Raw genomic sequence first — 20,738 nt, forward strand, 5'->3', positions numbered from 1 at the left:
AGCCGCTCAGAATTCCGGCCCGATCGAGAAGTGAATACGGTAATCGTTGTCATCGTCATCGAAGGGATGGGCGATATCGAGACGAATCGGCCCCACCGGCGAGATCCAGCGAATCCCCATGCCGGCCGCCGTCTTGAGCTCGAGTGCGTCCCAGCCATTGAAGGCGTTACCGGCGTCGTAGAAGGTCGCGCCCCACCAGTCGCCGGTCAGGCGGTAATCGTATTCCAGGCTGCTGGTGAGCAATGAGCTACCGCCTTCCAGATCGCCGTCATCATCTTCCGGCGCGAGTGTCTCGTAGGAATAGCCACGCACACTGTTGTCACCCCCGGTGAAGAAGCGCATCGAAGGTGGCATGTCATCAAAGTTATCGGTATCGACGTGCCCGACGCCCATGCGCGCCACGAAACGATGGTTGTCGCCGATGGAGCGTATCCAGTTGGTGTTGAACTGGGAGCGCAGGAAGGTCACGTCCGAGCCCCACATCTGATCGCCGTACTCAAAGGTCAGCTGTTGGCGGTCGCCCCACATCGGGAAGGTCTTGGGACGGGTGCGGGTGCGGTTCCAGCTCACGCCGGGATACAGCAGCAGCACGGCCCCGGATTCGTCCGCCTGGGTGTAGTCCTCATAGGTGGAACCGAAGAACACGCGCTGGGTCCAGCCATTGTCGAACTTCCACTCGCGGGTGAAGCGCGCGGTGGTCTCGAGACTCTCGGTATCTTCATCATCGGTGTTCGACATCCCGTACTCGAGGACATAGCTATCCTTGAGCGGGTCTTCGAGCGGCATGCGGTATTCGCCCTCGAAGGTCTGTTCCGGCGAGGACAGGAACAGGCTGTTGGTCAGGCTATGGCCATAGCGATTGACCCACGGCATCTCCCAGCTGAACTGCAGGCGTGGCCCGACATCCGTCGCGTAGCCGATACCGGTCTCGAACTTGTGGCGATCGGCGGGAATCAGGCTGATGTCCACCGGAATGACGGGGCCGTTGGCCGTCTTGACCGCAGCCTCCAGGGCATCGGCAGTCAACATCGGTGTGGCGTCATCTGCTAGCTGAGTGCCCGTTACTTGAGAGTCCGCCACCGAAGACGCCTGCCCGGCAGACGACTTGCCTGCGGCCTTTGCGGACGAGGCCGTCAAGTCCGAGCTGGCGTCAGCTCCCCCTGTATTAACTCCCTGGACATCGGCAAGCCAGGAGCCCTCATAGCCCTTGGCCTCGGCATAGGAGGTATGGCCTTCGCCCGTCTCGATCTCGCTGTCGGGGCTGGTGGTCGCCAGGTTGGCATCGGAACTCAGCTGCGGCTTGATCGCGGCCGAGCGGAACCAGCCAGCCTCACTCAGCCGCTGGTTGAACTGGGTCAACTTGCCGGCTTCGTAATAATCACCCGTCTCGAACGGCTGCATGGCCTTGACGCGATCCAGCTCTATCTGACTGTTGCGGTAGGTGATATCGCCGAAGCGGTAGCGCTGACCGCTCTGCATGACCAGATAGATGCGTGCAGAGTGCAACCAGGGGCGTATCTCGATGCGTTGCTGGGAGAAGGAGGTGTCGAAATAGCCGCGTTCGAGGCTGAGCGACGTCAGAGTCGACTTGAGGCTGTCGTAGCGCGAGTGACGCAGGACATCTCCCTCTTCGAGATTGGCCTCGGCAAGCGCCTGCTTCATGACCTTGTCACGCGCGGCGTCGCCTTCGAGTCTCAGCTCCAGTGTCTCGATGGTGACCGGCTCACCGGCATCCACCGTCACGACCACATCATCGCCGCCCAACAGGCCCTTCTCGGGATAGCTGAGCGTGACCTGGGCATCGTAATAGCCGAACGCCTGCAGGGCCTCCTGGGTACGCCGGATGATTTCATCCTCATAGCGCTCGGCCGGTGCATCGTCTTCCAGCGTCAGTCCGGTCAGGAAGTTGACCACATTGGTGGCTGCCGCCCCCTTGATCCCCTTGACCGAGGCATCGATCGCCAGTGCCTGGGGAGCAAAGCACAGGCCACCGCACACGATCAGCGGTGTCAGGTACTCTCGCGGCAACCTGCGTGGCCAGTTCATACGAGCAGGATCATTGTTGTCGCCACTCATGATTTGTCCTTTGTTGAGTGCTGGTGGAAAGCACTGTCCATCGTTCCCATTCATCATGTCGTGCGGCGCTCGGTCATCACGGGGCGTGTCACATGGCCTACCTGGATGGCGGGCCACGCCATATCGTCGGGTCTTGTGTCGCGGATACTCAGGTAACGCCACCCATGTCTCTGCTACGCCGGCTCAGCGGCGTTCCAGTCGACTGACGCGCTGTTCCAGTTCAGACACCTGACCCAGCAGCGACGCGACACGGCCACTCAGCTGACGGCGGCTGGCATCCAGCGAGCGCAACTGCTCTCGCGTGTCCTCTGACGCCCCCTGTGAGCTGGCTTCCAGACCGGCACTGAGCGCTGTCTGCTGACGACGCAGCTCACCCAGTTGGGAGGCCAGTGAGCGTTGCGCGCTCTCAAGCGCTGCCAGCTCGTCAATCGGTGCGAAACGGCCCTTGAGCTTGCTGGCCAGTTCATCGCCATCAGCGGCGGCCGCTGGCTCCGGCAGTGCTTTCAACGTCTCGCTCAGTTGCTGCTGAGATTGCTGCAGGGCGTGCGTCTGAGTCTGTTGCGTGGCCAGGTCCGTCTTGAGTGCTGTCAGGCGAGTCTCGAGCGAGGCCAACTGCTCGGCGCTAACCCTTTCAATATCGTTCTCAACATCGCTCTCAATATCGCTCTGCAATGTCTCGACGCGGGAAGCCAGCGTGTCCAGGGTGCTGGAGGTCTTGTCCACCAGCGGCTCGAGGTGCTCAAGCGTGGCCGATTGGGCGTCCAGGCGCGCGCCCAGCGCTGCGCGGCCATCACGACTGAGAGATTCCAGTGCCGCCATCGAGCCTTGCAGTGCCGTGACCAGGGTCGCGTGGTTGTCAGCTGTCTGGGCAAGCGTCGTGACGCGACCCTTCAGGCGATCAAGTGCCTCGTCCATGGCGGTCAGACGTTCTTGAGCGCCATCCGCGTCCTTTGCCACCTTGTCTTCCAGCGTCTCGAGGCGCGCGACGGCCTCACTGGACAGGGACGCCTTGTCCTCCTCCAGGGTGGTCAGCGCCGGCAGGACAGTGTCTTTCAACTGGCTGTCCAGGGCGCCGAGTTGCTCACCCAATGCATCACGCAATTCGCTCAGGCGTTCATCACCTTGCTGCTCAAGCTGGGCCATGGAACGTTCGAGCTGACTGACACGGGCGCCGAGCTGATCGCGTTGATCGCCCCCGAGGGTCTGCAGGTCATGCAGCTGCCACTGTTGCCAGCCCACCACGCCCCCCAGGGCGAGGAGGCAAAGCCACGTCGGCCAGCGCTTGGGCGCGGGGGGGCGGGTGTGATGCATGCCAAGCGCATCGTCGGGACGCGCGACCAGCGCATCGTCCGGTGAGTCATTGAGAGACGGTTCAGCGTTGTGCGGCCGCATTCTGGCTCCAGGTCCGGCAAACGATCAGCAGCGAAAGGTTCAGCGCAGCATCTTCAGGGCATGACATGAGCTCGCTGCCCCCATCGCACCAGGTTCAAGGCGAGGGGAAGTGCGCTTTTTCGCCTTGCTGTATAAAGATACAGTCATGCAGGTTCTGCAAAAGATAAGTCACGGTTCATGTACAGGAAATCGAGTCTAACAGCTGACCTCGGTCATCTCATCAGGTTCCCGCCACGGCCCGCCATCGAGGGCAGAGTGGCAGGAATGGGACAAGAGCCTGGCAATGAACACGAGCCTTGCAAGACGCTTGAGAGGATACCGCGGCCAATGCCCACCGGCGTTGGCCTGTCGGTGTCTGGGTGCTATAGTGCCAGACACTGCGATACGCGCAGCCTCTGTCTTCGTAGCTATCTGGATTCACAAGGTTTTTCACGCTGATTGCACATTTCATGCGCGTAGCCACGGCATGAAGGATGCACGGCGAGTCATGCACTTTCGCCCTTGCCCGCTGCCTGAGCGGGCGGCCAGTTTCAGGGCCGGGAGTGATGCTGGTCGCGGAGCTTGAGACTGTGCTTGTCTGGCCCTACTCCATCACGCGATGGCAGGTCAGGCATTGAAATACTCAGCCCCAAGCCCCACGAAGGCAGAGTACGACCCAATTGGTGAGGAAAAGGAGCTGATCCCCATGGCATTTGAACTTCCAGCACTGCCGTACGAAAAGAACGCACTCGAGCCGACCATCTCTGCCGAGACCCTCGAGTACCATTACGGCAAGCATCACCAAGCCTACGTCACCAAGCTGAACAGCATGGTCGAAGGCACTGCTGACGCAGAAAAATCTCTCGAAGAGATCATCCAGAGCGCCCAGGGTGGTCTGTTCAACCAGGCAGCTCAGGTATGGAACCACACCTTCTACTGGCACTGCCTGTCCCCGAATGGTGGTGGCGAGCCGTCCGGCCCGCTGGCAGACGCCATCGTGGCCAAGTGGGGCTCCGTTGCTGACTTCAAGGAAGCCTTCAACACTTCCGCCGCTGGCAACTTCGGTTCCGGTTGGACCTGGCTGGTCAAGAACGCCCAGGGCGAGCTGGAAATCGTCAACACTGACGACGCTGACACCCCGATCGCCAAGTCTGGTCAGACTCCGCTGCTGACCGTCGACGTCTGGGAGCACGCCTACTACGTCGACTACCGCAATGCGCGTCCGAAGTACCTGGAAAGCATCTGGAACATCATCAACTGGGATTTCGCTGCACAGAACTTCGCAGCCTGAGCTTTTCCAGATTGAGTTGGCTAGATTGGGTTGGCTATACCGAGCCTGGCTAGCTTCAGGAGGCCGAGTCGTTTACCGCTCGAGACTCCAGCTGAGCCAGGGCATCCGACGTCACCCTGATATGACGCTTGGGCGCCCTGCTCTGAAAACCCCGCCACCTGGCGGGGTTTTTTCGTTCAAGACAACGTCACCCCGCCGCGATCCTGCTACACGCAAGGCTTGGCTACGCTAAGGGATACGCCACCAGAAGAAGAATCTCGTCTGTCAACTTGCAAACCACGGCGTTACCCCTATCTAATGATGCAGAAGTAGAACGTATGCTCTACCTCATTGCGTGACCGTGATCGTTCACAGGGACTCAACGACAAGAGACTCGACGACATTGTTGGCACACACTGCTTGAAATGCCTTCTTTGGCTGCACGAAATACATACTTTGAAAAAAGGGAATACCGATGCCCACTGATACCTCGACCTCCTCACTGCCCGACTCCATGCTGGCGATCGTGACCACCGGCCATGGGGGTTATGAATGCCTCGAGACTCAGCAGCGCCCGGTGCCGACGCCCGGTGAAGGCGAGGTGCTGATCAAGGTGCTGGCGGCTGGCATGAACAACACCGAGATCAATACGCGTCTGGGCTGGTATTCCTCCTCGATCACCACCGCGACCCAACAGGCCAGCAGCGTGCATGACAACGCGGATGCAGAGGCGACGACTGACAAGCCGGCGCCGCCGGAAGGTGGCTGGAAAGGAGAGACGCCCTTCCCCCTGATACAGGGCACGGATTGCTGTGGCGAGGTGGTGGCATTGGGCCCGAATGCGGATGCCAGCCTGCTGGGCAAGCGCGTGTTGGTACGCTCCTGCATGCGCAGCGAGGGCTGGGACTCACTGGAAAATGAATGGATGGGCTCGGACTTCGACGGCGCCTTCGCGCAATTCGTCAGCGTGCGCGCCAGTGAAGTGTTCGCGGTGGACTGTGACTGGAGTGATGTCGAACTTGGCTCCCTACCCTGCGCCTATGGCACGGCGGAAAACATGCTCGAACAGGCAGAGCTCAAGGCGGGCGAGCGTGTGCTGATTCTGGGCGCCTCGGGCGGAGTCGGTTCCGCCGCGTTGCAGCTGGCCAAGCGCCGCGGCGCAACGGTATATGCCGTAGCGGGCGCCGCCAAGCATGAGGCCCTTGCCGAACTAGGCGCCGACAGACTTCTGGATCGCAAGGCCGACCTGCTCGAACTGCTGGGCCACGAAAGCGTCGACCTGGTGGTCGACAATGTCGCTGGCGACAACTTCCCGATCATGATGAAGCTGCTCGCGCGTGGAGGCCGCCTGGTGACCACCGGCGCCATCGCCGGCCCGATGGTGACGCTGGACCTGCGCGACCTGTACTTAAAGAATCTGCGACTGCTAGGCACCACTGCCTGGTGTGAAGCCACCTTCCCCAATCTGATTCGCTATGTAGAGCAAGGCGAGATTCGCCCGCTGATCGCGGCCAGCTTCCCGTTGACCGAGATCGTCAGTGCGCAACAGCAGTTTCTCAGCAAGGGCCACGTGGGCAAATTCGTGCTCGAGCCCTGGGCCTGAAGTCAGCCTGGCGGTCTGCATGAACAGCCTAGGCCTCAAGATAGAAAGCCTGATGCCCACGACAAAAAGCCCTCATCCGGTCCCGGATGAGGGCTTTTGCGTGTCGAGCACGATAGAGTCAGCCTGTGAGAGCATCAGTCCGAGAGACCATCAGCTTCATAACGCGTCAGCCTGACCCTTGGAGAGGCCTGTCAGGGACTGGCGCGGCGGCCGATGCCGCGATAGACCAACCCCTGGCTTGCCACGTAACGCGGGTCGAAGATGTTTCGGCCATCGAGCACCAGGCCCGCACCCAGCTCACGCTTCAGGCGCTGCCAGTCCGGGTTCCAGTAACACTTCCACTCGGTGACCAGCATCAAGGCATCAGCCCCCTCCAGGGCGTCATACATGTTGCCATCGACCAGCTCCAGCAACGGATGCGCGCCACAGGCCTCACCCAGCGCTGACAAGGCCGCGGGATCATGTACGCGAACGCGCACGCCCTGGGCCCACAGCGCTTCCAGCAAGGTCAAGACCGGCGCATGGTCGATACGTGCGGTACCCGGCTTGAAGGCCGCGCCCCAGATCGCCACGGTGCGGCCGCGCAATTCACCATCGAAGTGCTGCCACAGCTTGCGGAACAGCGTCTCCTTCTTGGCCTCGTTGATGTCGAGCACATGCTCGAGCAGCATTGATTCACGCCCTGTCTGGTGCTGGACATCGGCCAGACGCATCAGGTCACGCGAGAAGTTCGGGCCACCGAATCCACAGCCCGGATAGAGGTAGCCGAAGCCGATACGCGGGTCGGCGCCCATGCCCTGACGCACATATTCCACATCAACGCCGAGGGAATCGGAGAGACCCGCCACTTCGTTCATGTAGCTGATACGCGTCGCGAGCATGCCGTTGATGGCCAGCTTGGTCAGTTCGGCGGCGCGGCGTGGCATGATCTGGAAGACATCTTCGCGTCGGTTGAAGGCACGCAGCAACTCCTGCACCCGCAGGGTGGCAGGTTCCGCTTCGCTGCCCAGCAACCAGCGGGCCGGACGCTCGAAGGTGGCCAATGAACGGCCCTCTTCCAGCATGTCCGGCAAGGCGACGGCGTACTGGTCGTCACGCGGCAGCAACGCCTCGAAACGCTCGGTCGTGCCCACCGGGAAGGTCGAGTTGTTGATCAGCACCAGCGGCTCATCCAGGGTCGCCACCAGCTGCTCGACACGGCTCAGCGCGCTTTCCCGCTGGTCCGGCGAGACGGCAATCCAGTGGATATCGATGCGCCGCAGTGACTCGAGGCCGTCGATGAGGGTGAGATCGCCGCGCTCCCGATGGCGATCAAGACGTTCGCGCAGGCCTGGCTCACTGTTCAACCAGTCGACGTGTTCCAGGGCAGCCCAGTCCATATCCTCATGCGGCCACCACCAGACACGGTGACCCACGCTCGCCAGAGCGGCGCTGGCCGTTGCCGCCGCCAGTTCGCTTCCGTGCACCAGCACCTGCATGGCTTATTTCTCCTGGTAGCGAGTCAGCAGCTCGCGGAAGCCTTCACCGAAGGTCGGGTGACGCTTGGCGAAGGAAAGAGTCGCTTCAAGATAGCCCAGCTGGTGGCCGCAATCGTAGGTATCACCGGCCATGCGGTAGGCCGCGACGGCCTTGTCGTCACGCAGGGTGTCGATGGCATCGGTCAGCTGGATCTCACCACCAGCGCCCGGCGGAGTGTTCTCCAGAAGCTCGAAGATACGGCCCGGCAGCAGATAACGGCCGATGACCGCCAGGGTCGACGGCTCGGTGCCCGGGGCCGGTTTTTCGACCATGCCGTTGATCAGGGCGGACTTGCCGGCTTCCGGCGTGTCACCGTCGAGCGCGACGATACCGTACTTGTAGGCCATGTCCTGCGGAACATTCTCGACCATGATCTGGGCGGCGTTGGTGGCTTCATAGGCCTCCATCATGCGCGCCAGGTCATTCTTCTCGAGCCCTTCGCCATCAACCAGCACATCCGGCAGCATGACGATGAACGGCTCATCACCGACGATCGGCTTGGCGCACAACACGGCGTGACCCAGACCCAGCGGCTCCGGCTGGCGCACGCTGATGATCTTGACGTCATCCGGGATGATGTTACGCAGCTGTTCGAGCAGCTCGAGCTTGCCCTTGGCTTCCAGGGTGGTTTCCAGCTCGAAGTGCTTGTCGAAGTGGTTCTCGATGGCATTCTTGCTGGAATGGGTAACCAGCACGATTTCCTTGATACCGGCTGCGACCGCTTCTTCCACCACATATTGGATCACCGGCTTGTCGACGATGGTGATCATTTCCTTGGGGATGGCCTTGGAGGCCGGGAGGCAACGTGTGCCGAGACCGGCAACAGGCAGAACAGCCTTGCGTATCATGTAGCGTCTTCCTTGTGTCTATGTCGTGGTGAAGTCCGTCGAAGGGCCTCCACCGGGTTACTGCCGTCGAAGCCAATCAACGACCATCCTTCATCATAGGCAGGGATTATGCCAGTTTGATCAAGGAGTGCGAAATTCCTGCACTATCCGAGGCTTGCCAAGCGCTACCGCTTGCTGAATCGCCATCAACGGCGCATGGCGCGGCCGAGCAGCGCACCAACACTGTCACTATCGGGCGACTCTACCACGCCATGTTCCGTGACGATGGCATCAATATACTCATGCGGTGTGACATCAAAGACCGGGTTGAAGACATCGATGTCCTGCGGCGCGATCTGGCGACCACCCGCCTCACGCAGTTCGGAGGCGTCACGCGTTTCGATGGGGATGTCCGCGCCACTGACCAGGGTGCCATCGAACGTGGCCAGCGGGGCTACGACCATGACCTTGATGCCGTGGGCGCGCGCCTGAACGGCCAACGAGAAGGTGCCGATCTTGTTGGCCGTGTCGCCGTTGGCGGCAATGCGGTCCGCGCCGACGATCAACCAGCGCACCCCTTCCGGCGTCCGCGCCCCCTGCTGCATGATCAACGAGGCTGCGCCTTCCACGGCCAGCCGCGCGGGGATCTGCTCCTGCACCAGCTCCCACGCCGTCAGGCGAGAGCCTTGCCACCAGGGGCGCGTCTCGTTGACATGCACACGGCCGAGAATGCCCTGGGCGTAGGCGGTACGGATCACGCCCAACGCCGTGCCGTGGCCACCGGTGGCCAGCGCGCCGGTATTGCAGTGGGTCATGACCTCACACCGCGTCTCGCCTTGTGCAAGGGAGGCCGCAATCACCTGGGCACCAAACTCGGCCATGCGCAGATTGTCGTCCAGATCCTGCTCATGAATGCGCACGGCCTCCTTCAGCAACGCCTCATACGGGGCCTGCGACTGGGTGGCGTGTGCGGCAATCACCTTGCGCATGCGATCCAGCGCCCAGAACAGGTTGACTGCTGTCGGACGCGAGGCAGCCAGCACATCACAGGCGCTGGCCAGGCGTGACTGCCAGTCGCCGCCCTCGCGGTTGATGACGAAAGCCTCCAGCGCCACGCCATAGGCGGCGGCGATCCCGATGGCCGGTGCACCGCGAACCACCATGTCGGTAATGGCAGTCGCGACCCCGCGTGCATCCTCAAGCAGCACCTCGCGAGTTTCACCCGGCAGCAGGCGCTGGTCGAGCAGCGCAAGCTTCGCCGCCGGCTGAGTGGCATCAGAAGTGACATCATGAGTGACGCCAGCGCGGGCATCGGGCTGGGCTACTGCCGTGTCTTCTTCCCGCGACGCACACTCTTGCTGGCTTACCCAGCGAATCGGAACCAGGCTCATGACCACTCCCCGTTGCTACATGACAATAATGACGACTGGCCATCGCGCGTGGCGCGACGTCCTGCCCCATCGTAACGCAAGTGCCCGTCATGATGAGTTTTTTGCGCTGGACGCTGACCCGCGACGGCAGTCGGATTAGAATGGTGGAATCGTGCCCGAGGGTAAGGTGCCTGTACAGGCCTGCCACCTCCCGAACAGCACTTCCGTAACGGTAAGGATGCAAAGATGAGCGATAACGACACCCAGCAAGATGCCCAGCCCCAGGACCATCTGGGCAATGTCGATGCCAGCGAGATCGCCAAGTTCTCGGCATTGGCCAGTCGCTGGTGGGACCGTGACAGTGAATTCAAGCCGCTGCATGACATCAATCCGTTGCGGGTCGACTATATCGACACCCACGCTGGCCTGGCAGGCAAGCGCGTGATCGACGTCGGCTGCGGCGGCGGCATTCTCTCCGAAGCCATGGCACATCGTGGTGCCCAGGTGACGGGTATCGACATGGGTGAGGCGCCACTTTCCGTTGCCCGCCTGCACCAGCTGGAGTCCGGTGTTGAGGTGGACTATCGCCAGACCACCGCCGAAGCCGCTGCAGAAGAGATGACCGGCCAGTTCGACGTCGTCACCTGTCTGGAAATGCTCGAGCACGTGCCGGACCCATCCTCGGTGATCGCGGCCTGCGCACGGTTGGTCAAGCCCGGCGGCATGGTGTTCTTCTCGACTATCAACCGCAATCCCAAGGCGTATGCCTTCGCGATCCTCGGCGCGGAATATGTGCTGCAGATGCTGCCACGTGGCACTCACGAGTATCGCAAGTTCATCCGTCCGGCCGAGCTGGGTCGCTGGACACGTGATGCGGGCCTCAAGATGGAAGGCTCCACCGGCATGACCTACAACCCGCTGACGCGCAAATATCGTCTGAATTCCTCCGACCTCTCCGTCAACTACCTGATGCACACGCGTCGTCCGACCGAGGGAGAGCTTGCGTGAGCCTGCCGGCCGCGCTTCCTCGCCCCGCCGCCTTGATCTTCGATCTCGATGGCACCCTGGTGGACACCGCGCCAGACCTGGCGCGCGCCACCAATGAGCTGCGTCAGCATCACACCCTGCCGGCGCTGGACTATGATGTGATTCGCGCCGAAGTCTCGCATGGTGGCAGCGCTCTGGTGACCTTGGCCCTGGGCCATGAGCTCGATCACCCCGAGCATGCCAGCGAGCGCACTCGCCTGCTGGAGTTCTATGCTCGCGATGTCGCGGCGCACAGTGTGCTGTTCCCGGGCTATGACGCCCTGATCGAGATCTGTCAGCGCGCAGGCCTGCCGTGGGGCATCGTGACCAACAAGCCCCGTCAGTTCGCCGAGCCGCTGATCGCCGCGCTCGAGCTTGCGCCCGGCTGCCTGCTGTGTGCCGATGACCTGCCGGTCAAGAAGCCGCATCCAGAGCCTCTGTGGGAGGCGGCGCGCTGCCTCGGCGTCGATGCTTGCGAATGCTGGTACCTGGGGGATCATGACCGTGACATGCAGGCGGCTCGCGCGGCGGGCATGCTGGCGGTCGCGGTGCGCTACGGGTATGTCCGTGAGGGTGACGATGTGGACGCCTGGCCTGCCGATGTGTGGTTTGACACCTCGGAAGAAGTCATCAATGCCGCGCTTCGGGCAGCAGGTCTGCGCTGACCGAGCGACACGGATACAGCTCGCACGGCCCATTTCTTGCAAGAGGATGGCCCAGAGATAGACACAAGCAGCCAGACACAAGAACGCCGACGGCCAATGCCGTCGGCGTTCTTGTTGTAGGGTACGTCGAATGACACGCCTGGCGGCGTCACTCTTCACCCGATGAGGCGTTGATAATCGAGCGGGGCTCAGGTTTTAGGCGGTTGGGCGTCGAACATCTCGCCGGTACGACCACGACTGTCCGGCCCCATCAACCACAGATAGGTCGGCATGATGTCGGCGGGCGTGCGCAGGGTATCGGGATCTTCGGCCGGAAACGCCGACTTGCGCATCGGAGTCCGCGTGCCACCGGGATTGAGCGTATTGACCCGCACCTGACTGGTATTCTCCAGTTCCTGAGCCAGCATCTGTGAGAAGCCTTCCGTGGCGAACTTGGAGACACTGTAGGCGCCCCAGAAGGCACGCCCCTTGCGCCCGACACTGGAGCTTGTCAGCACGACGGAGGCATCCTTCGAGGCCTTGAGCAATGGCAGCAACGCCTGGACCATCCAGATGGGCCCATTGATATTGACCTGCATGACCTGCTCCCACAGCGCCGGATCATACTGCTCGAACGGAGTGATCTTGCCCAGCAGGCTGGCGTTGTGCAGCAGACCATCCAGACGACCGAACTCGCTGTGCAGGGTATCAGCCATCTGCTGATAATCCTTGAGCGAAGCCCCTTCAAAGTTGAGCGGATAGATGGCCGGCTGTGGTGCTCCCAAGGCCTCGATCTCGTCATAGACTTCTTCCAGCTTGGCAATGGTTCTGCCCAGCAATATCACCGTCGCCCCATGTCGCGCATATTCGACTGCCGCTTCACGCCCAATGCCGGACCCCGCCCCGGTCACCAGAATGATTCGCCCTTTCAGCATGTCGTCCGGGGCCTGATAGTCGATCTTGCACTCTGCCATGGTGATATCCCTGTCTGAGATCTGTCGTCAACGGCCGATAAGAGTCACTACCTCTTCACCGGCAATACTTGCTTGGCCACATGGGTCGCGCTCGGGTCGCCTGCCGATGGCATGATCTGCCGAGCGCCACATAACGCAAAGCCCGCACCTGGTAGAATACCAAGCGCGGGCTTTGGGGAATACAGGTGGCCAATGGCCACGGGCACTCAGGTGCCGGAGGACAGGAAGTCCTTGGCCATGGTGCCAGCCTTGCTGTCCGGATACTGCTGGACCAGCTTCTGGAGCAAGGAGCGACTTTCCTGCGCCTTGCCTTGACGCGCCTTGACCAGCCCCAGCTTGTACATCGCATCCGGCACCTTGCTGGATTGCGAGAATTCGCTGATCACGGTCTCGAAGGCCTGGGCGGAAGCATCCAGCTGATTCTTGGCCGAATACAGCTCGCCCAGCCAGTAATGGGCATTGGCTGCGAGATTGGAATCCCCGTGGTCCACCACGAAGGCTTCAAAGGCGACAATGGCACCATCGAAGTCGCGAGACTGAACCTTGGCGAAGGCATTCTCGTAATCCTTCTGGGCCGCTGCACCGCTGTCGGCATTGCTGGCGCCATTGGTGCTGGCTGCACCGCCGGCACTTGCGCCGCCAGTGACTGCCGTTGCTGCCTGTGAATCGACAACCTGACCGTTCTCCCCGGCGGAAGCGCCGCCAGAAACCCGCTGTTCCAGATCCAGGTAGCGTTGCTGCGACATCTCGGTCAGGCGCTTGAACTGATATTCCAGCTCATCGATCCGGCCGCGAAGCCGGGCAATTTCCTGTGCCTGTTCGTCGAGTTGGTTGAGAAGGGTCAGGGTGCCGCCGCCACTCAAACGAGTATTGGCCTGCTGATAGAGCGAGTTTGATTGCCCAGTGAGGTCCTCGACCGTCGGTGCGGCCAAAACGGACAACGGGAGCAACAAGGCTCCCGCACCGAACAACCCTTTCAGGCTGTGTTTCATGCTGTCGGCTCCGCCGAATCATCATGGTATCGCGCAAGCAAGCCCGGGGTTCAAGGACATGCCTCTAGCCCGGGCCAGCTCAACACGAGTTTCTATCGTCTCCGCGCCTACTTGGGGAGGAGCGGAGGTGAACCGTGCTTAGTAGTCGAAGACCACACGACGGTTCTTGGCGTAGGAAGACTCGCCGTGGCCCTGGACTGCCGGACGCTCTTCACCGTAGGAGACGATCTCGATCTGTGACGGAGACACGCCCTGGACAGTCAGGAAGCGTGCGACAGACTTGGCACGACGCTCGCCCAGACCCAGGTTGTATTCACGAGTACCGCGCTCATCAGCGTGGCCTTCCAGAACGACATTGGCGCTGGTGTTGGCTTTCAGGTACTGAGCGTGACCCATAAGGACGCTTTCGAACTCAGGACGGATGGTGTCCTTGTTGAAGGCGAAGTAGATGGTACGCACGTCAGGCATGGTGGCGTTGCTCATCTGGCTGGCGTTGCTGTTGGCACCAGTGTTCATGCCGGCAGTGTTCGCACCGCTGTTGGCTGAATCCATGTCGCCGTCCTGAGCGCCGCCGCTGCTGGAACAACCTGCCATGACGCTCAGGGACAGGGCAACCAACAGACCTTTTGCATACGGGGTGAACTGCATTGTGAAACTCCTTGCTCTAATGGGTACGAATGCCAAGCCTTTCTTGGTGACTCAGTTGCATTCTAGTGGTTTAGTTCAGGAACGGCGACCACGCAGGTTCACGCACGTCGCCTTGTGCTGACGGCAGGGAGAATTGTGCCCTTCCGTCTGCCGACACCTGGCCCAGGACCCCGCGGGTTCCTTGCTGAGTGGCATATATCACCATAGTGCCATTCGGCGCAACACTTGGTGATTCATCCCACTGAGTATCGGTCAGGGAGGTAACCCGACCGCTCTTCAGATCTTGCTTGGCAACCTGATAACCGTTGCCTGCGCGGTTGATCATGAACAGGTTCTCGCCATCGGGTGAGATGCGCCCGCGGGAGTTGTAATTGCCGGTATATGTCACACGTTCCGTGCCGCCGGACAGATCAAGACGATAGATCTGAGGGGAGCCTGCACGATCAGAGGTGAACACCATACCGCTGCCATCCGGCAACCAATCCGGCTCGGTATCGATCGCAGGATTGTTGGTCAGACGCTGAAACTGTCGACTGGCAATATCCATCACATAGATTTCCGGCTGTCCGTCCTTTGACAATGCCATTGCCAGTTTACGACCATCCGGCGACCAGGCTGGGGCACCATTGATGCCTCGGAAACCTGTCAGTTTTGCACGACGACCACTACCCAATTCCTGCACATAGATAGCGGGACGTTCGGCTTCAAAACTGACATAGGCCAGCTTCTTGCCATCCGGCGACCATGCCGGTGACATGATCGGTTCATCGGACGCCAGAACCTCCTGACTATTGTGGCCATCTGAGTCCGCCACGTACAGGGCAAAGCGAATATTGTCGCCAACACCTTTGGCGGTAATGTATGCGATTTTTGTCGAGAAAGCACCGCGAATTCCAGTAATTTCCTCAAATATTTCATCGCTCATATAATGGCCACGCGCGCGCAGCTCACCATTGCTTCCGGTGATGACTTCGCCAAGCATGCGCTTGTTGCCCAGCACGTCCATCAGCTCATACTGGATGCTATAACCGCCATTGCTGGCCGTCTTTACCTGCCCCACTACGAGGTAACTGGCCCCCAGGCGCTTCCAGTCATTGACGAAGACGTCCTGCGTCGTGCCAGGCAATGCGATCAGATTGTCGCGCTTGATCGGGTCGAACTGGCCACTGCGCGCCAGGTCATCGGAGATGATGCGTGCGAGGTCCTGCGGCAGACTTCCCCCGGTCAGATTCTCGAACGGCACGACAGCGATAGGTGTGGCGCTGTCATTGCCCTTGGTGATCTCGATGGTCAGGTCAGCTCTTGCCAGGCTGGTCACTGCCAGCAAGGCGGCTGCCATCATCCATGCGGTCAATCGTCTCATCGGCCCAGGTCCTCTGGATTGAAGTACAGGTTGAAGTTTCGGAACTGGCTCTTGGCACCAGCCGGCAGGTCCTGCATCTCGGTAAACGGCGCTGCTTTCTGGATCGCCTGAACTGCGGAGCGATCGAAGGCGGCGTTACCACTGCTCTTGCTGACCGCAGCCGATACCAATTCGCCTGTCGGCAACAATGACACTCTCAGCGTAACCGTCATACCGGGAACGGAGCCCGAGGGCCGATTCCAATTCTGTCCGACATACTTCTTGAGCAGGTTCTCGAAGCCATTGGCTGCCTGAGCGGCCTGTTTGGCACCACTGATGGCGTCACTTTCACTGTCTATCAGGCTATCCAGCGAGCCGGCAGAGGCCTGCGCCGCTTTCTCGGCAAGTGCCTTCTGGCGTTCGGCCTCAGCGGCCGCCTTCTTGCGCGCTTCTTCCGCCGCCTTGGCCTTGGCTGCTTTCTCCCTGGCGGCCTTGTCCGCTGCTGCCTTGGCTGCCTTTTCCTTCTCGGCCTTTTCCGCTGCTTCCTTGGCCTTGGCGGCCTTTTCAGCTTCCGCCTTCTTGGCTTCAGCGTCTGCCTTGGCCTTGGCGGCCTTCTCCGCTTCGGCTTTCTTGCGCGCTTCTTCTGCGGCTTTTTCCTTGGCGGCCTTTTCGGCTTCCGCCTTGGCCTTGGCAGCCTTCTCGGCTTCCGCCTTCTTCAAGGCCTCGGCCTTGGCCTGCTTTTCCGCTTCGGCTTTCTTGCGATCGAGGGCAATCGCCTTGGCTTCCTCTGCACGTCTGGTCGCTTCTGCCTTGGCCTTGGCGGCCGCCGCCTGCTCAGCCTTCAACTGCTTTGCTGCCTTGGCCTGTTCAGCCGCCTTTTGCTGTTGCGCCTTCTGGGCAGCCGCCTTTTCCTCGGCGGCACTGCGTTGCTGCTCCGCTGCAAGCTCTGCCTCTCTGGCCGCCTCTTCCTTGGCGCTCTGGCGCTGATCGGACTCTTCGGCAGCATCACGCGCCTTGCTGGACTTCGCCTGCTGGGCCTGATTGGTCGTGGTCTCGGTACTGACCAGTGTCGCGTTGACGATGGTGGTGTTGGTCTTCTCCGGTTCGGATTCCGGCCAGCTCACCAGAGTCAGAATCAGGATGCCCAGGTGCAGGCCAACGGCCAGCACCACAGGCAATCCCAACCCGACCCGCTGTTCTATCTCTGGCTGACTCATCCATCAGCCCTCGGTCGGTGGTTCTGAAATCAGCCCGACATTGGGGACACCGGCGCCCTGCAGCGTGCTCATCAGCCCCATGACATCGCCGTAGGGCGCTGTCCTGGCGCCCTTGACCAGCACGGGCGTCTTGGGCTTCTCGGCCACGATGGACGCGACCTTGCTGCCCAGTTCGTTCAGCGCCACCGGCGTGCGCTTGTCTTCATCCGACCCCAGGTCGATGTAGTAATTGCCGCTGTCGTCCAGCGAGACGATCAATGGTGTCACATCATCGGGGTTGTCGATCGGCTTGGAGGTGACCTTGGGCAATTCGACCTGAACCCCCTGCGTCATCATCGGCGCGGTGATCATGAAGATGACCAGCAACACCAACATGACGTCGATGAAGGGCACCACATTGATCTCGGAGGACAGCTTGCGCTTGTGGCCTCTGCTATACGGTCCTTTCATTGACTCGCTCCCCTTCAAGCGTCGTTGCTGCCACGACCGTGCAGATTACGATGCAGAATGGAGTGAAGTTCTTCGGCGAAGTCTTCATAGCGACCCAATAACTGATCAGCACGGCTGGCCAGACGGTTGTAGAAGATGACGGCCGGGATGGCCGCGAACAGGCCCATGGCAGTCGCGACCAGTGCTTCGGCAATCCAGGGGGCGACGGTGGTCAGGGTCGCCTGCTGAGCCGTACCCAGCGCCTGGAAGGAGCCCATGATGCCCCACACGGTGCCGAACAGGCCGACATAGGGGCTGACGGAGCTGACCGTGGCCAGAAACGGCAGGTGAATATTCAAGCGCTCTTCCTCACGTGACAGCGTGACGCGCATGCTGCGTTGCACGCCATCCATCACCGCATCGGCATTGCTGGACTTGGGCTTGAGTCGGCTGTACTCGCGGAAGCCGGCACGGAAGACGCCGGAGGCACCCGGGGTGGACTCTTCATCCGCAGGCAACTCGCGATAGAGGTGATTGAGGTCGACCCCGGACCAGAAGCGCTTTTCAAAAGCCGCGTAAGCCTGCTTGGCACGGGACAATGCCATCCCGCGCTGAAAGATCACCACCCAGGATGCAATGGAAGCTGCCAGCAACAGCAACATGACTGCCTGAACGACCAGACTGGCGTTCACGAACAGCGAAATGATCGACATCGAATCTTCCACGGAAATCCCTCTTTACTTGGTTCAGTCTGTGCCACCGTCATTCAGTGACACGATAAATAATCTGTTCATCAGCCTGGTATCTCGGCACCCGGCTGGCAGCGGCCTCATCGCGCCTTGTGGTCTCAGACCTCAAGAGCCGCAAGCAATTCCCCGGGCCAGCGTCTGGGGCGCAAGGTCGTGGCATCGACGCAAGCGATCACGACTTCCGCTTCGCTCAATATCTGCTCACCGCGCAGTGCCTTCTGGGTGAACGTCAGGCGTGCACCGCGCAAGGCGCCTGCCGTTGCCGTCACGGTCAGCAGGTCATCCAGATGCGCAGGACGAAGATAACGATTTGTTACACTGTGTACTACCAACTGAATGCCCTTTTCAAGCAAGGCTTGCTGCGTGAAGCCCTTCGCTCGCAACCATTCACTGCGCGCGCGCTCCATGAAGCGCAGATAATTCACGTAGTAGACGATGCCGCCGGCATCAGTATCCTCGATGTAGACACGCACAGTGTGGTGAAAACATGCAGCTTCACCCTTCAACGTATTTCCTGCGTCTTCAGATGTCATGACGCGTCATTTCCTTCCTGTCCCAGGCGCGCCTGTTCTTCACGTGGGGTAATCCCGAAGTGCAGATAGGCCGAGCGTGTGACCAGACGCCCACGCGCCGTGCGCATCATGAAGCCCTGCTGAATCAGGTAGGGCTCCAGAACATCCTCGATGGTATCGCGCTCTTCCCCGATGGCCGCCGCCAGTGAGTCGACTCCGACCGGCCCGCCATCGAACTTCTCGATCATCGCCAACAGCAGTCGACGGTCCATGTGATCCAGACCGTGGCTATCGACATTGAGCATGTTGAGCGCCTTGTCAGCCACTTCCAGCGTCAAGCGACCATCCGAGCGCACTTCGGCGAAGTCACGCACCCGGCGCAGCAGGCGATTGGCGATACGCGGCGTGCCGCGGGAACGTCGTGCAATCTCCAGCGCCCCGTCCATCTCGACTTCCATGCCGGAAAGCCTGGCGCTGCGGGCCACGATGTCGGTGAGTGACTCGATATCGTAGAACTCGAGGCGCTGGACGATACCGAAGCGATCGCGCAGCGGCGCCGTCAGCAGCCCCGCCCGCGTCGTCGCGCCCACCAGGGTGAACCGTGGCAGCTCAAGCTTGATCGAGCGGGCTGCAGGGCCTTCACCGATCATGATATCGAGCTGGTAATCTTCCATCGCCGGGTAGAGCACTTCCTCGACGGCCGGTGACAGGCGGTGAATCTCGTCGATGAACAGGACATCGCCTTCCTGCAGGTTGGTCAGCATCGCTGCCAGGTCCCCTGCCCGCTCCAGCACCGGCCCCGAGGTCGACTTGATATCGACACTCATCTCGCTGGCGATGATATGTGCCAGTGTCGTCTTGCCGAGGCCGGGCGGGCCGAAGACCAGAGTGTGATCCAGACTATCGCCTCGCCCTCGCGCGGCACTGATGAAGATTTCCATCTGCTCGCGGACGATGGGCTGTCCGATGTAGTCACTCAGCGTGCGCGGCCGGTTGGCGCGATCGATCCGCTCTTCCGGATCATGCGTCGCCGCGGAGATCAGTCGGTCCGACTCCATCATGATGCTTGCTCAACTCCTGATGACGCAGGTCACGCACATGACGCGGGTCATGGCCATAAACGTGCGTCAGTGGCAGGTGACAAGGTTTGCCAAGGCTATGCAACGATCTAGCGCATCTGCGTTCAAGCGCGCACTTTCTACCCCAGTAACCTGCCAACCCCTAGTCAATAAATCCAATCACGATGCGCCATTTCCTTCACGGAAACTATAGGGCGCATGTTTGCTGCTCTGGCAGGGGCTCAGCTGGCCATCTTGCGCGCCAACGCCGCCTTGATGAGCGCTTCCGTAGAGGCGCCGGTCTCGAGTCCGGAGAGCATCTTGGCCGCCTCGACAGGCTTGTAGCCCAGTGATACCAGCGCGGCTTCGGCGTCCGCCAGAGGATGCGTGACCGGCGGTTGTGGCTGGGAGGCACGCGCCATTTCATCCAGACCATCATCCGCCGGCAGCGTCCAATGCTTGAGGCGATCGCGCATCTCGATGATCAAGCGATCCGCCGTCTTCTTGCCGACGCCCGGCAGGCGTGTCAGCGCTCGGCTATCTTCGTCATGAACACAGCGGATGAAATCGGACTGCTCCATTCCCGACAGAATCGCCAGCGCCAGTCGTGGGCCGACACCAGAGATCTTGATCAATTCACGGAACAGACGACGCTCGGGCTCCTTGCCGAAGCCATACAGCAACTGCGCGTCTTCGCGCACCACCAGGTGGGTGTAAAGCTGGCAATGTTCGCCCACGGCCGGCAAGCCCAACAGGGTGTTCATCGAAGCTTCCAGTTCATAACCGACACCCTGTACGTCAAGCACCAGCTGCGGCGGTTGTTTTTCCAGCAATGTCCCGGTCAGGCGTCCAATCATGTTGCGGCTGTCCTTGCTCGGCAGAGAACGTGTTCGTCAGGATCCTGCTGCTGACAGGCCCGATTCTCTGCACGGATTGTTACAATGCGGGCAAGCCTACCAAAGATGAAGCGCAGGCGGCATGTCCCAGTGTCACGACGAATTTGTCGCATCTTTCTGACAGTCATACCTTGGGTGAGGACCCGAAGCCTGATGCCGCGCGGCTTGGCGCATCACGCAATCGGCTGCTGCCAGGCTCGGCAGACGCTCTACAAG

General features: G+C 60.9%; 19 protein-coding genes. 4 read left to right on the top strand and 15 right to left on the bottom strand.

Annotated features, from left to right (window positions below; translation table 11 throughout):
• Positions 1-6 precede the first annotated feature (6 nt).
• Positions 7-2,076, bottom strand: a complete 2,070-nt coding sequence (tamA, locus tag QQF40_RS07255; protein WP_285460853.1) for an autotransporter assembly complex protein TamA — start codon at positions 2,074-2,076, stop codon at positions 7-9.
• A 183-nt stretch (positions 2,077-2,259) separates the two neighbouring features.
• Positions 2,260-3,468 (bottom strand): coiled-coil domain-containing protein, encoded by a 1,209-nt coding sequence (locus tag QQF40_RS07260; RefSeq protein WP_285460854.1) that lies wholly within the window; start codon positions 3,466-3,468, stop codon positions 2,260-2,262.
• Between the two features lie 685 nt (positions 3,469-4,153).
• Between QQF40_RS07260 and QQF40_RS07265 the strand changes: the two genes are divergently transcribed.
• Together QQF40_RS07265 and QQF40_RS07270 are read left to right on the top strand one after the other, a co-directional pair.
• Positions 4,154-4,738 (top strand): superoxide dismutase, encoded by a 585-nt coding sequence (locus tag QQF40_RS07265; protein ID WP_285460855.1) that lies wholly within the window; start codon positions 4,154-4,156, stop codon positions 4,736-4,738.
• Between the two features lie 454 nt (positions 4,739-5,192).
• Positions 5,193-6,320: an alcohol dehydrogenase family protein gene (locus QQF40_RS07270; RefSeq protein WP_285460856.1), complete on the top strand. Its 1,128-nt coding sequence runs from the start codon at positions 5,193-5,195 to the stop codon at positions 6,318-6,320.
• A 191-nt stretch (positions 6,321-6,511) separates the two neighbouring features.
• Here the strand turns inward: QQF40_RS07270 and QQF40_RS07275 are convergent, their stop codons facing one another.
• From QQF40_RS07275 to mtnA, 3 genes are all read right to left on the bottom strand, one after another.
• The gene (locus QQF40_RS07275) at positions 6,512-7,798 is read right to left on the bottom strand and encodes a nucleotide sugar dehydrogenase (protein WP_285460857.1); all 1,287 of its coding nucleotides are present in this window, start codon (positions 7,796-7,798) and stop codon (positions 6,512-6,514) included.
• A 3-nt stretch (positions 7,799-7,801) separates the two neighbouring features.
• On the bottom strand, positions 7,802-8,686 hold the full coding sequence (gene galU / locus QQF40_RS07280) for a UTP--glucose-1-phosphate uridylyltransferase GalU (RefSeq protein ID WP_285460858.1): 885 nt from the start codon (positions 8,684-8,686) through the stop codon (positions 7,802-7,804).
• Between the two features lie 185 nt (positions 8,687-8,871).
• On the bottom strand, positions 8,872-10,056 hold the full coding sequence (gene mtnA / locus QQF40_RS07285) for an S-methyl-5-thioribose-1-phosphate isomerase (RefSeq protein ID WP_285460859.1): 1,185 nt from the start codon (positions 10,054-10,056) through the stop codon (positions 8,872-8,874).
• A 225-nt stretch (positions 10,057-10,281) separates the two neighbouring features.
• Here mtnA and ubiG point away from each other — a divergent pair, with 225 nt between their 5' ends.
• Together ubiG and QQF40_RS07295 are read left to right on the top strand one after the other, a co-directional pair.
• Positions 10,282-11,043, top strand: coding sequence for a bifunctional 2-polyprenyl-6-hydroxyphenol methylase/3-demethylubiquinol 3-O-methyltransferase UbiG (ubiG, locus tag QQF40_RS07290; protein WP_285460860.1), 762 nt, complete (start codon positions 10,282-10,284; stop codon positions 11,041-11,043).
• A 2-nt stretch (positions 11,044-11,045) separates the two neighbouring features.
• Positions 11,046-11,726, top strand: coding sequence for an HAD-IA family hydrolase (locus QQF40_RS07295; protein ID WP_285460910.1), 681 nt, complete (start codon positions 11,046-11,048; stop codon positions 11,724-11,726).
• Between the two features lie 188 nt (positions 11,727-11,914).
• Here the strand turns inward: QQF40_RS07295 and QQF40_RS07300 are convergent, their stop codons facing one another.
• From QQF40_RS07300 to ruvA, 10 genes are all read right to left on the bottom strand, one after another.
• Complete coding sequence (locus tag QQF40_RS07300; RefSeq protein ID WP_175088757.1) at positions 11,915-12,679, bottom strand: YciK family oxidoreductase; 765 nt, start codon at positions 12,677-12,679, stop codon at positions 11,915-11,917.
• A gap of 206 nt (positions 12,680-12,885) precedes the next feature.
• Positions 12,886-13,671 carry a tol-pal system protein YbgF gene (gene ybgF, locus QQF40_RS07305; RefSeq protein ID WP_285460861.1) on the bottom strand — a complete coding sequence of 262 codons (786 nt, stop codon included), beginning with the start codon at positions 13,669-13,671 and terminating at the stop codon, positions 12,886-12,888.
• Between the two features lie 138 nt (positions 13,672-13,809).
• Positions 13,810-14,319: a peptidoglycan-associated lipoprotein Pal gene (pal, locus tag QQF40_RS07310; protein ID WP_285460862.1), complete on the bottom strand. Its 510-nt coding sequence runs from the start codon at positions 14,317-14,319 to the stop codon at positions 13,810-13,812.
• A gap of 70 nt (positions 14,320-14,389) precedes the next feature.
• Entirely contained in the window at positions 14,390-15,682 is a 1,293-nt protein-coding gene (tolB, locus tag QQF40_RS07315) for a Tol-Pal system beta propeller repeat protein TolB (RefSeq protein ID WP_175088754.1), read from the bottom strand.
• Positions 15,679-16,878, bottom strand: coding sequence for a cell envelope integrity protein TolA (gene tolA / locus QQF40_RS07320; protein ID WP_285460863.1), 1,200 nt, complete (start codon positions 16,876-16,878; stop codon positions 15,679-15,681). Before tolA ends, tolB begins: the two co-directional genes overlap by 4 nt.
• Before the next feature lie 3 nt (positions 16,879-16,881).
• Entirely contained in the window at positions 16,882-17,328 is a 447-nt protein-coding gene (gene tolR, locus QQF40_RS07325) for a protein TolR (RefSeq protein ID WP_285460864.1), read from the bottom strand.
• Between the two features lie 14 nt (positions 17,329-17,342).
• Positions 17,343-18,020: a protein TolQ gene (gene tolQ, locus QQF40_RS07330; protein ID WP_175088751.1), complete on the bottom strand. Its 678-nt coding sequence runs from the start codon at positions 18,018-18,020 to the stop codon at positions 17,343-17,345.
• A 134-nt stretch (positions 18,021-18,154) separates the two neighbouring features.
• Positions 18,155-18,589 (bottom strand): tol-pal system-associated acyl-CoA thioesterase, encoded by a 435-nt coding sequence (gene ybgC, locus QQF40_RS07335; RefSeq protein WP_176677072.1) that lies wholly within the window; start codon positions 18,587-18,589, stop codon positions 18,155-18,157.
• On the bottom strand, positions 18,586-19,629 hold the full coding sequence (ruvB, locus tag QQF40_RS07340) for a Holliday junction branch migration DNA helicase RuvB (protein ID WP_175088749.1): 1,044 nt from the start codon (positions 19,627-19,629) through the stop codon (positions 18,586-18,588). The genes ybgC and ruvB overlap by 4 nt, the downstream gene beginning before the upstream one ends.
• Before the next feature lie 239 nt (positions 19,630-19,868).
• Positions 19,869-20,483, bottom strand: coding sequence for a Holliday junction branch migration protein RuvA (gene ruvA, locus QQF40_RS07345; RefSeq protein WP_043333607.1), 615 nt, complete (start codon positions 20,481-20,483; stop codon positions 19,869-19,871).
• Positions 20,484-20,738: the final 255 nt, after the last annotated feature.

It is taken from the genome of Cobetia sp. LC6 (assembly GCF_030264805.1).
Classification (GTDB): Bacteria; Pseudomonadota; Gammaproteobacteria; order Pseudomonadales; family Halomonadaceae; genus Cobetia.